Below are 12,550 nucleotides of genomic sequence, written 5' to 3'. Positions count from 1 at the left end.
ACTAAAAATGAATAAAAAAAATCTTGAAAAAGGAGCTACTTTTATAGTTTTACTATGGTTAGTTTACGGAATTTTCAATTTAAATAGCGAGAACTTATGGTCTATAAAAGATAATTGGTTCTCTTTTCTTGGGTTCATAGCATTCATTGCTTATTTAGCATATTCTCTAAAGAAAGCTGCTAAACAACAAGACATCGAAAACTCTTAATACAAGGATTTACAAACTGAATTGTCATTTGTTTTTATTGCTTTACAGCAGTAATATTAATAAAGAAAGAGGCTATCTATATAATTAGATAGCCTCTTTTTATTTTATAAATTTAACGTAGCATAATAAATAGTTCATTATATCTACTTAAATTAATAGTCTATTATAACCATTCCATTAAGGTAATTCCCACACCAACAGTCGTTTGATTCCAGTTATAGTCTATCATAGAATCTCCATATCCGTTATTAACAACGACAAATGCTTTCAAATTATGTTTGATTGGATAAGCCCAAGTTAATTCAGTAAACCCTTTATACCTACTATTCAAACGCATATTGCTTCTCATTAAGAAGGTAAACATTTGACCATTATCTCTACTATAAATTACATTTAGTTCTCCCTTTCCAATATACTCTTCAATTCTTGGATTATCTTCTTTTCCATATGTTTCATGGAATTTAATCCAAGGACGCAACATAAATGTCCATTTATTATATTCCATTCCTAAATGCATTGTAAACCTATTCCAACTTCTTGAAGTAGGTAAACTTTTCCCATTTGATTGGTGATTAAATCCTAAACCAACCATTTTAAACTTAAAATCGTTAATTGAAAAATCTAATGGATAATTAAAGATTATTTCAGGCTCGTAATTTAACTCACGAAAAGGTCTTGATTCTTGTCCATTATACGCTTGCCAATTGGCAGTTTGGGTAAATGCCAACCATACATCTCCTTTTCCATCAAAAAGTCCTTGTACAACTTTAGTTTTAAAACTTAATTGAAACTTAATCTCCCAATTGTCATAATCAATCGGTTCCGTAGAACTATTATTAGGGTTTAAACTTGTCGGCTGTTCATTTGGTTTACTATACCATTTTGCAGGCAACAAATAAATAGGTTTATAAGGCGTAATCGTAAAAGTCTTCTTTCTTGTTTCTGGAGTTAAATCCCAACGTTCATTCAATCCTTGTGCTTTTCTATTTTCATCAAAAAGCGTATCATCTTGAACCTGACCAAATACCGAAGTCAAAGAGCACATAAAAAGTACTGATACTATAAGATATACCTTTTTCATATTAAAATAAAAGTGTTGATTGTCCATCTTCATCTATACCAATATTAGGCATATCTCCATTTAATTCAGGCATTATCTCTTCTTCTTCTTCCTCCTCTTCTTCTACTTCTACATAAGGCAATGATTCTAAAGCATTTATTTGTCTTACTTTATCTGTTGTAACTTGATTTCCTAAAGCTTTAATTCCCTTCACAACAATAAATTGCTCTAAATCAAGAACTAAATTCTCTTTTTGAACACCTTTTACTTTACTAAATACTACCTCAAACACTGGACGATAATCAGTAGAAACGATCTCTAATTTAGATCCTTCGTGTTCTGAAATAAATACCTCTTCCTTGTTCTCATTCTCCACTAAGAAACGTTTAGCAAAATATCTTGCTTTTTCTCCATCAAAGTATATTGCTGAAATAGGCTTAGTTGGCTTCCATTTTTCAAGAACAATCATATCCTCATCAAAATGTGTAGTCAATTCAGGCACTATTGTCTTAACCTTACCTGATTGATTAATAATCAATAATCTATCGTCAGCTTTAAACTCTCCTAATAAATCTCCTCTGCCGTCAACATTTAGACGATTAACTGTATTGTCGAACCAAATCTTACGTGGTCTTAACGTTGAAATACCCTTCTCTTTTAATTCTATTTTCTTAATCGCATATTTAGTAACGACATTTCCTTTTGCAGCTCTCCCTTTAATAAGTAGTTCTGCAAAGTCTAAATCAAACTTCAATTTCTTAACATTCGCCAATTGACGCAATAAGATATTAACCACCTCTGCTTCTCCATTTGGATTAGCTGAGAAATACAATACTTGAGAACCTGCTTTACCCTGTGTTAATTGATACATCTTATCACGAGTAACCCCCATAATATTGAATCGTTTTACGAAAGATGATCCAGACTTACCATCACGGTAAATCATATTGTAGATTGTTCGCTTATCATTCTTATCCCATACTGCGATATGAATAATATCTTTCCCAACAAACTTCTTCTCATCAACTCTTGAAACCATAACAGATCCGTCTCTTAAGAATACAATAATATCATCAATATCGGAACAATCACAGACATACTCATCTTTCTTAAGACTGGTACCAAAGAATCCTTCTGCTTTATTAACGTACAGTTTTGTATTTCTCAAGACAACTTTCGTTGCTTCAATTGTATCAAAACTTTTCAGTTCTGTTTTACGTTCTTTTCCTTTACCATACTTCTCTTTTAACGTTGTAAAATAGTTAATAGCAAAGTCAATTAGATTAGCTAAATTGAACTTAACTTTCTCTATATCACCTTCTAAAGCCTCAATATTTTGATTTGCTTTATCAATGTCGAAACGAGAAATACGCTTAATCTTAATCTCCGTTAAACGTGCTAAATCTTCTTGTGTTATAGCGCGTTTTAAATTAGTAATAAATGGTTTTAACCCTTCATCAATTGCATTTAAAACACCTTCCCACGTTTCTTCTTCCTCAATATGACGGTATATTCTATTCTCTATAAATATACGCTCAAGTGATAAGAAGTGCCATTTCTCTTCTAATTCGTGAAGTTCAATCTCTAATTCTCTACGCAACAAATCAACTGTTTGATGTGTTGAAATCTTCAACATTTCTGAAACTCCAATGAATAAAGGACGATTATTTTCAATAACACACCCCAATGGCGCAATTGATGTTTCACAAGCTGTAAACGCATATAAAGCATCAATCGTTTTATCTGGTGAAGTACCTGCAGGCAAGTGAACTAAAATCTCAACTTCAGCTGCAGTATTATCTTCAATTTTCTTAATCTTAATCTTCCCTTTCTCATTTGCTTTCAACACACTTTCAATTAAAGAAGTCGTTGTTGTTGAAAAAGGTATTTGTGTAATAACTAATGTATTCTTGTCTAATTGAGAAATACGCGCACGCACACGCACACGCCCACCTCGTAAACCGTCGTTATAATTTGACACATCAGCAATACCTTGTGTAGGAAAATCTGGATACAAGGTAAATGGTTTTCCTTTTAATATTTTGATTGATGCATCGATCAATTCATTAAAGTTATGTGGCAATACTTTTGTAGATAACCCTACTGCAATTCCCTCTGCTCCTTGCGCTAATAACAATGGAAATTTCACTGGTAAATTAACCGGTTCATTTCTTCTTCCATCGTATGACAATTGCCACGTAGTAATCTTAGGTGAATACAATACGTCTAATGCAAACTTACTTAAACGAGCCTCAATATACCTTGATGCTGCTGCACTATCCCCTGTAAGGATATTACCCCAGTTACCCTGCATATCAATCAGCAATTCCTTCTGTCCAAGCTGCACCATAGCATCAGCAATACTCGCATCTCCGTGTGGGTGATACTGCATAGTATGACCTACGATATTTGCCACCTTGTTGTAACGACCATCATCCAACTCTTTAATAGAGTGCATAATACGACGTTGTACTGGTTTAAAACCATCTTCTATTGCAGGAACAGCTCTTTCCAAAATAACATAAGAAGCATAGTCAAGAAACCAATCCTTATACATTCCCGTTACCTTGGTAATCGTTTCTTTCTCTTCTTCTACAGGAGCCTCGATATGTTCATCAATGGGTAAGTCGCTATTATTCTTATCTAATTCTGCATCAAAATTATCTTCGTGTATCATATCCTCTATTATTCTACAACATCAAGTTCTACTTTCAAATTATCAATGATAAACTCTTGTCTATCAGGTGTATTTTTTCCCATATAAAACTCAAGCATCTTTTCGATTGACATTGTCTTATCCAACATCACTGGATCCAGACGTATATCTTCTCCAATAAAATACTTAAACTCATCTGGTGAAATCTCTCCAAGACCTTTAAATCGAGTGATCTCAGGTTTTGGTTTTAATTTCTCAATTGCCGCTACACGTTCTTCTTCGCTATAACAGTAAATCGTTTCCTTCTTATTTCTAACACGGAATAATGGTGTTTGCAGAATATATAAATGCCCTTCTTTAATTAACTCAGGGAAAAATTGTAAAAAGAAAGTAATCAATAACAATCTAATGTGCATACCATCCACATCGGCATCGGTTGCAATAACAATGTTATTATATCTTAAACTTTCAAAATCTTCTTCAATATTTAAAGCCGCTTGTAATAAGTTAAACTCTTCATTCTCATAAACAATTTTCTTTGTCATTCCATAAGAATTCAAAGGCTTACCACGCAAGCTAAATACAGCTTGTGTATTCACATCTCTCGATTTAGTAATCGACCCAGATGCCGAATCACCCTCCGTAATAAACAACGTACTATCTAAATACCTTGGATTTTTTATATCTGTAAAATGAACTCTACAATCTCTTAATTTCTTGTTGTGTAAACTTGCTTTCTTAGCTCGCTCTTTAGCAATCTTACGAATACCTGACAACTCTTTACGCTCTCTCTCTGCTTGCAATATCTTTCTTAATAAAGCATCAGCAATCTCTGGATTCTTATGTAAAAAGTTATCTAATTGATTTTTAACAAAGTCATTTACAAATGTTCTAACGGTTGGAAGATTAGGTCCCATATCTGTAGACCCTAATTTTGTTTTGGTTTGAGATTCAAAAACTGGCTCTTCTACTTTTACCGAAATACTTGCTACGATAGACTTACGAATATCAGATGCTTCAAAGTTCTTGTTGTAAAACTCTTTCAATGTACGCACAATCGCCTCTCTAAAAGCACCTAAATGCGTTCCTCCTTGCGTTGTATTCTGTCCGTTCACAAATGAGTAATACTCTTCTGAATACTGAGTTCTACTATGCGTCATAGCAATCTCAATATCATCACCACTCAAATGAATGATTGGATATACCTGATCCTCTACATCAATGTTCTCTTCTAATAAATCTTTTAATCCATTTTCTGAGTAAAACTTCTCACCGTTAAAAATTATTGTCAACCCTCTATTCAGGTAACAATAATTTTTAAGCATACGCTCTACGTACTCTTTACGGTATTTATAGTTTTTAAAAATAGACTCATCTGCAATAAATGAAACTTTAGTTCCCTTGCGTCTTGAAGTTTCTTGTAATTCTTCTTCCTCTACAAGATCCCCTCCAGAGAACTCAGCTCCTTTTAATTGTCCATCTCTAACCGATTCTACACGGAAATAGTTTGACAGTGCATTGACTGCCTTTGTACCTACTCCGTTAAGTCCAACGGATTTCTTAAATGCTCTTGAATCATATTTACCTCCCGTATTCATTTTAGAAACTACATCGACTACTTTCCCTAAAGGGATACCACGTCCATAATCGCGCACTGTTACCAGCTTATCCTTTAACGTAACTTCAATAGTTTTTCCAGTTCCCATCACGAACTCATCGATACTATTATCGATTACCTCTTTGATTAAGATATAGATACCGTCATCAGGAGATGAACCATCACCTAATTTACCGATATACATACCCGGTCTCATACGGATATGTTCTTTCCAATCTAAAGAACGAATATTATCTTCAGTATATTGATTTTGATCTTGCATAAAAAACATAGGAATTTGCGCTAAAATACTACTATTTAGCTTAAAATAAAAATTGTCTATCTACAGTTTTTGAGGAATTATACGCCTCCTGAGATATCTGAAGAATCTTTTACAACATTTTTACGAATTTCTACAGAATATTCACCAGGAATAATCTTTCTTCCAAATAATTCTGTATAATTTTTAGTGAATTCTGCCCCGAAATATAGTATCATCGCTGAGTAATATACCCAAACTAACATAACGATTATCGATCCTGCTGCTCCATATAATGACATTGATGCCGTATTACCTAAATACAAACCTATTCCAAACTTACCTATCATAAATAAAATGGCTGTAAATCCTGCACCTACAAAAGTATCTTTCCATCTAATCTTTCCATTAGGCAATGTCTTAAAAATCAACATAAATAACACTGTAATTACTAAAAACACGACGATGTTGTTTAATACGTAAACCAAGTAAATCGTCTCTTCTGCGAAAAACTCTCCCAAAAAACCATATAACAGACTTACCATTGAATTGACGAATAAACTCACCAATAAAACAAATCCAACTGAAGCAATCATCGCAAAAGACAAAAGCCTGTTTTTAACCAATCTAACAACACTTTTATCTGGTTTGGCTGCAATACCCCAAATATAATTTATCGAACTCTGAATCTCTGCAAAAACTCCTGAAGCACTAAATAGCAACATCACTACCCCAACAATAGTAGCGATATTACCTTTCTTACTCAATTGCACATTAGCCATTGCCCCTTTCACTTCTTCCGTAGCATTAGGGCCTACTAAATCGGTCAACTGATCATAAAAAAAATTAGCTACATCGTTCTGCTCAACAAAAAAACTACTGGCTGAAATAATTAAGATCATTAACGGAGGCAAGGCAAAAATGGTATAATAAGACAATGCCGCACTAAATTTCATTGCGTTATCATCTAAAAAGTCAAATACCGACTTCTTTAAAAGTTCAAATATCTTTTTCATAAGCGTTATATTCACAGCCCCCATAAAGTGTCTAAATTATTATTTGTCAATTAAGTAAAGTAAAAACGTCAATTATTCAATAAATAAAAGCAAAAACAGCATCAATTACACAATACTTATTTACCCTAATTTCTGAAATCTCCTTCAAAATTACACAAAAGAATCTAACACATTTATATAGAAAATAAAATATTATCTACAATAATCCAATAAATCTTTTGACATAACACTGAAGAAAAAAAAAGAGAAGCGCTATGCTTCTCTTTTTTAAAAATATCTTTATAATAAAAATTATACGTTGAAACGGAAGTGCATTACATCTCCATCTTTAACAATATACTCTTTACCTTCTACTCTTAATTTACCAGCTTCTTTAACTTTAGCTTCAGAACCAAAAGCAACATAATCATCGTAAGCAATTACCTCTGCTCTAATGAACCCTTTCTCAAAGTCAGAGTGAATTACACCAGCTGCTTGTGGCGCTGTATCTCCTACTTTAATAGTCCACGCTCTTACTTCTTTTACACCTGCAGTAAAATAAGTCTGTAAGTTTAATAATTTATAAGCTGAGCGAATTAATTTAGAAACACCTGGCTCAGTTAACCCTAAGTCTTCTAAAAACATTTGACGCTCTTCGTAGCTTTCTAACTCTGTAATATCAGCTTCAGTACCTACTGCTAAAACAATTACTTCAGCATTTTCATCTTTAACTAATTCTTTTACTTGCTCAACATAAGAATTACCATTAACTGCAGACCCCTCATCAACGTTACAAACATATAATACAGGTTTAGCTGTAATTAATTGAAAAGCTTCCATTAATTCTTCTTCATCCTGATTTTTTGGTTCAATTACACGTGCAGATTTACCTGTCAATAATACTTCTCTGATACGCTCTAATAGATCTGCTTCAGCTAAAGCTTCTTTATTTCCTGTTTTACCAGCTTTTTTAGCTTTCTCTAAACGCTTTTCAACTGTATCTAAATCTTTTAATTGTAATTCGATATCAATCGTTTCTTTGTCGCGAATTGGATTTACATTCCCATCAACGTGAACGATATTATCATTGTCAAAACAACGTAAAACGTGAATAATAGCATTACACTCGCGAATGTTACCTAAAAACTGGTTTCCTAATCCTTCTCCTTTACTTGCTCCTTTAACAAGACCAGCGATATCTACAATATCAACAGTTGCAGGTAATACACGTTCTGGATTAACCAATTCCTCTAACTTCAATAATCTTGGATCTGGTACATTTACCACTCCAATATTTGGTTCTATCGTACAGAAAGGAAAGTTTGCACTTTGAGCCTTTGCATTAGATAAACAATTAAATAGCGTTGATTTCCCCACATTTGGCAATCCTACAATACCTGCTTTCATATTTTTGATTCTATTGTCATTTTTAAACGTCTGCAAATATATTCAAAATAATAGAAGTTTAATATCTATTTGTTAATACAAATAAAAAAACCACTCTTGCGAGTGGTTTTTTTATATCGATTTCTTGTTAATCTTCTTCGTCAGCAATTTCTAAGTCTTTCAATGCGTCTAACGAGTCATCTGCAGCGTCTACAAAATCATCTTCTTCGTCATCAAAGTTTTCGATTCTGTCAGCTAACTTAGTACTAACTTTTACCAAATATATAGTATCTTCAGTTCTTACTTCAACTGCTTCCACTGTTTCGTTTTTAACGTTTTTAAAACGAACTATATCTGCGTCATCATATCCATCAGGAAATTTCTCCACTAATAGTGTCAAGATTTCGTTCGTCAATTTTGCGTAATCAACAATTACTCTTTTCATTCTTTGTTATTGCTTTATTTCTGTTTCAAATGTAATAGCAAAATCGAAATTAACAAATAAAAAATTAATTTAATTTACTATCAGTTATTTGTTTAGTTTCCAAGGATATATGCAAAAATCAATGGTGCAACGATAGTAGCATCAGACTCAACAATGAACTTAGGTGTATCAACATCTAATTTACCCCATGTAATCTTCTCGTTTGGAACAGCTCCAGAGTAAGATCCATAAGAAGTAGTTGAATCAGAAATTTGACAGAAATATGACCAGAATGGAACATCTTCCCACTCTAAATCTTGGTACATCATTGGAACAACACAGATAGGGAAATCTCCAGAAATACCTCCTCCAATTTGGAAGAAACCTACTCCATGTCCTCCTGAATTTGCACGGTACCACTCAGTCAAATAAATCATGTATTCAATACCAGATTTAACTGTATGCACGTTTAAATTTCCTTTAATTACGTTTGAAGTAAAGATGTTTCCACAAGTAGAATCTTCCCATCCTGGACAAACGATTGGAATGTTTCTTTCAGCAGCAGCTACAATCCAAGAATCTTTTGGATCAATTTCATAGTATTGCTCTAACACACCTGAATTTACAACTTGGTATAAAAATTCGTGTGGGAAATAACGCTCTCCTTTTGCTTCTGCAGCATGCCAAACATCTTCTAAGTGTTTTTGTAATCTACGGAATGCTTCCTCTTCTGGAATACATGTATCTGTAACTCTATTATAGTGATTATCTAATAACTCTCTTTCTTGCTCTGGAGTTAAATCTCTATAGTTAGGTACTCTTTTATAGTGTGAATGAGCTACTAAGTTCATTACATCTTCTTCCAAGTTTGCTCCTGTACAAGAAATAATTTGAACTTTATCTTGACGGATCATTTCCGCTAAAGAAATTCCTAATTCAGCAGTACTCATTGCACCACCCATAGAAATTAACATTTTCCCTCCAGCATCAAGATGTGCTTCGTATCCTTTTGCAGCATCAACTAAAGCAGCAGCATTAAAGTGTCTGTAATTATGCTCAATAAACTGACTAATCGGTCCTTTACTCATTTTATTTATATTTTTATTTATAATTCTTATTTGTTATACCCTAAAATATTTAATACATCCTCAGCTGTTTGTTGTTCTGAGAATAATTCTGTACCAATAATTCCATTCTCATCTTTATCGATTAAAATGTGTCTTGGTTGTGGAATTAAGCAGTGGTGCAATCCTCCAAAACCTCCAATAGTATCTTGGTAAGCTCCTGTATTAAAGAATCCGATATACAACGGTTTTTCTTTATTATACTTAGGTAAATAGATTGCATTCAAGTTTTGCTCTGAGTTGTAGTAGTCATCACTATCACAAGTTAAACCTCCTAACAAAATACGTTCATATGAATCATTCCATCTATTTACAGGCAACATAATAAATTTTTTATTAATAGCCCAAGAATCTGGTAAAGTTGTAATGAAAGATGAATCAATCATATTCCACTTCTCTCTATCATTTTGTTGTTTTTGATACAAAATTTCATAAATAGCTCCTCCACTCTCTCCAACAGTATAAGATCCGAATTCAGTAAAGATGTTTGGAACATCAACTTCTGCTTCTTCACAAGCGATTTTAATCTGGTTAATAATCTCATCAACCATATACTGATAATCAAATTCAAATGCTAATGAATTTTTAATAGGAAAACCTCCACCAATATTCAAGCTGTCTAATGTAGGACATTCTTTTTTCAAAGAAATGTACACTTTTAAACACTTCAATAATTCATTCCAGTAATATGACGTATCTCTAATTCCTGTATTAATGAAGAAGTGTAACATCTTCAATTCTACATTAGGATTTTCTGCAATCTGCTTTCTGTAGAAAGGTAAGATACTTTTATATCCAATACCTAAACGAGATGTGTAAAACTCAAACTTAGGTTCTTCTTCTGATGCGATACGAATACCGATCTTAAATTTCTTTTCTATCTGTTCTTGAAGTAAATCAAGCTCTTCGTAGTTATCAATAATTGGCACAGTATTTTCGTGTCTTGTATTGATTAAACGAGCAATATTGTCAATGTACTGATCACGTTTAAAACCGTTACAAATTACAAATGTATCTTTTGTAATCTTACCAGCATCAATTAATTTCTCTACGATATTAACGTCAAAAGCAGATGAAGTCTCTACGTGGATGTCATTTTTAAAAGCCTCATCTAATACGTATGAAAAGTGAGAACTCTTAGTACAATAACAATAGTAATAATTTGCTTTATACTTATTTTTCTCCATTGCTTTTCTGAACATCCCTTTTGCTTTATTGATATTTTCAGAAATTTTTGGTAAATAAGTAAATTTTAATGGAGTACCGTATTTTTCAACTAATCCCATTAAATCTATATTGTGAAACTGTAAATTGTCTTTATTTAATTTGAATTCCTCTTGCGGGAAGTAAAAAGTTTGATTGATTAAATCAGCGTATTTTGTATTCATGGTAAAATAACTTTAATAATATAGGTTAACAAATTTGATTATACGAAATTTAATCCGCTTTTCAAACTCTTATATTAGCAAATACTATTGGCAACTTGTAACTATGAATAAAAAACTTACAAGTTTCCTTTAGATATTTAATTATGCTATATACGAAATTCGTTCTTTGCCTTCGAACGAAACGTCTTACTTTGTGCTTTGATTGCACACAAAATCTAATATATAAAACATCTATTTTCACGAGCGCAAATGTAGCAAAATATTGCAATGAAATAAGAAAAACTAAATGAATTTAGAACTTATTTAGAATATTCCATCAATCCCCTCTCTACCAACTCCTTATCGATTTCTAAATTGTATTCTGCCTGACCTATTTCACACAATAAAACACAGCGAATACTTCCTCCAGAATTCTTTTTATCAAACTTCAACCAATCTAATATCCCTACATAATCTTCTTCGTCAATATTTTCAATTCCATAAATGCTGTGAATACAATTCTTAATATCTTGGTATTCTTCAAAAGACAACCCTGTCAATTGCGTAGACAAATATGCTTCAACTACCATACCGATTGCTATTGCTTCTCCGTGTAATAAAGTCTTTTTATCTTCTTGTGTTAAATAATAACTTTCAATTGCGTGTCCTACAGTATGCCCAAAGTTTAATATTTTACGCAAACCTGCTTCTTTAGGGTCTTGTTGAACAACTGAATTCTTGATAACAACAGAATGATGAATTAAAATCTCTATGTCATTAAAATCAATATTCGCAATATCTTTTAGATAATCGTAATACTTTGCATCAAAGATAAGTCCGTGTTTCAACATTTCTGCATATCCTGACTTTATCTGACGTGCTTCTAATGTCTCTAAATACTTCACATCAACTACTACCATCTTAGGCATTACAAAACTACCGATGCAATTTTTAATCCCCTCTAAATCCACTCCTGTTTTTCCTCCTACTGAGGCGTCAACCATAGATAATAGCGTAGTGGGTATATTTACAAAGTCAATACCTCTCATATATATAGAAGCAATAAAACCTCCCATATCAGTGATAACTCCTCCTCCTAAAGTAATAACAATACTTCTTCTATCTCCTCCAAGCTCAAGCATTGTTTGTATAACACCAGAACAGGTTTCTAAAGTTTTATACTCCTCTCCTGCTTCAACTTCAATAATTTCAAAAGGAATCTCCGTAGGTAAGTTGCCTAAAAAATAGGGCAAACAATGATCATAACAATTCGTATCAGTTAAGATAAATATTTTAGAATACTCTTTTTTATTCAAATAGTCTCCTAATTCCTGGTAGGCTTCCATACCAAATAGAATATCATAGTTTTCTGCTTCTACTCTTTTCATTTCTGTCCTTTTATCTTACACAAACTAAAGAATAAAAATTTAAAAAGACGACAAAACACAACACAAATATCCCTTTTCAACTATAT

General features: G+C 32.7%; 9 protein-coding genes and 1 pseudogene. 1 reads left to right on the top strand and 9 read right to left on the bottom strand.

Annotation, left to right across the window (positions count from 1 at the left end; all coding sequences use genetic code 11):
- Positions 1-7 precede the first annotated feature (7 nt).
- Positions 8-208 carry a hypothetical protein gene (locus tag BLT46_RS04110; protein ID WP_090406629.1) on the top strand — a complete coding sequence of 67 codons (201 nt, stop codon included), beginning with the start codon at positions 8-10 and terminating at the stop codon, positions 206-208.
- 163 nt (positions 209-371) lie between these two features.
- Here the strand turns inward: BLT46_RS04110 and BLT46_RS04105 are convergent, their stop codons facing one another.
- The 9 genes and pseudogenes from BLT46_RS04105 to aroB form a co-directional block, all read right to left on the bottom strand.
- Positions 372-1,289, bottom strand: coding sequence for a phospholipase A (locus BLT46_RS04105; protein WP_090406746.1), 918 nt, complete (start codon positions 1,287-1,289; stop codon positions 372-374).
- A gap of 1 nt (position 1,290) precedes the next feature.
- On the bottom strand, positions 1,291-3,945 hold the full coding sequence (locus tag BLT46_RS04100; protein WP_090406626.1) for a DNA gyrase/topoisomerase IV subunit A: 2,655 nt from the start codon (positions 3,943-3,945) through the stop codon (positions 1,291-1,293).
- Between the two features lie 8 nt (positions 3,946-3,953).
- Complete coding sequence (locus BLT46_RS04095) at positions 3,954-5,804, bottom strand: DNA topoisomerase IV subunit B (RefSeq protein ID WP_090406623.1); 1,851 nt, start codon at positions 5,802-5,804, stop codon at positions 3,954-3,956.
- Between the two features lie 77 nt (positions 5,805-5,881).
- Entirely contained in the window at positions 5,882-6,796 is a 915-nt protein-coding gene (locus BLT46_RS04090; protein ID WP_245722939.1) for a YihY/virulence factor BrkB family protein, read from the bottom strand.
- A 291-nt stretch (positions 6,797-7,087) separates the two neighbouring features.
- The gene (gene ychF / locus BLT46_RS04085; protein WP_090406617.1) at positions 7,088-8,182 is read right to left on the bottom strand and encodes a redox-regulated ATPase YchF; all 1,095 of its coding nucleotides are present in this window, start codon (positions 8,180-8,182) and stop codon (positions 7,088-7,090) included.
- Between the two features lie 130 nt (positions 8,183-8,312).
- Positions 8,313-8,606, bottom strand: a pseudogene (locus BLT46_RS04080) (hypothetical protein); the annotation flags it as partial.
- Between the two features lie 92 nt (positions 8,607-8,698).
- On the bottom strand, positions 8,699-9,673 hold the full coding sequence (locus tag BLT46_RS04075; RefSeq protein ID WP_090406611.1) for a deoxyhypusine synthase family protein: 975 nt from the start codon (positions 9,671-9,673) through the stop codon (positions 8,699-8,701).
- Between the two features lie 26 nt (positions 9,674-9,699).
- A complete protein-coding gene (locus tag BLT46_RS04070) occupies positions 9,700-11,097 on the bottom strand; it encodes an arginine decarboxylase (protein WP_090406606.1) in 1,398 nt (465 codons plus the stop codon).
- Positions 11,098-11,396: 299 nt separating this feature from the next.
- Positions 11,397-12,464, bottom strand: coding sequence for a 3-dehydroquinate synthase (gene aroB / locus BLT46_RS04065; protein WP_090406603.1), 1,068 nt, complete (start codon positions 12,462-12,464; stop codon positions 11,397-11,399).
- Positions 12,465-12,550: the final 86 nt, after the last annotated feature.

The organism is Myroides phaeus (genome assembly GCF_900099675.1).
GTDB lineage: Bacteria > Bacteroidota > Bacteroidia > Flavobacteriales > Flavobacteriaceae > Flavobacterium > Flavobacterium phaeum.
This window is presented reverse-complemented; position numbering and strand designations above follow the sequence as displayed.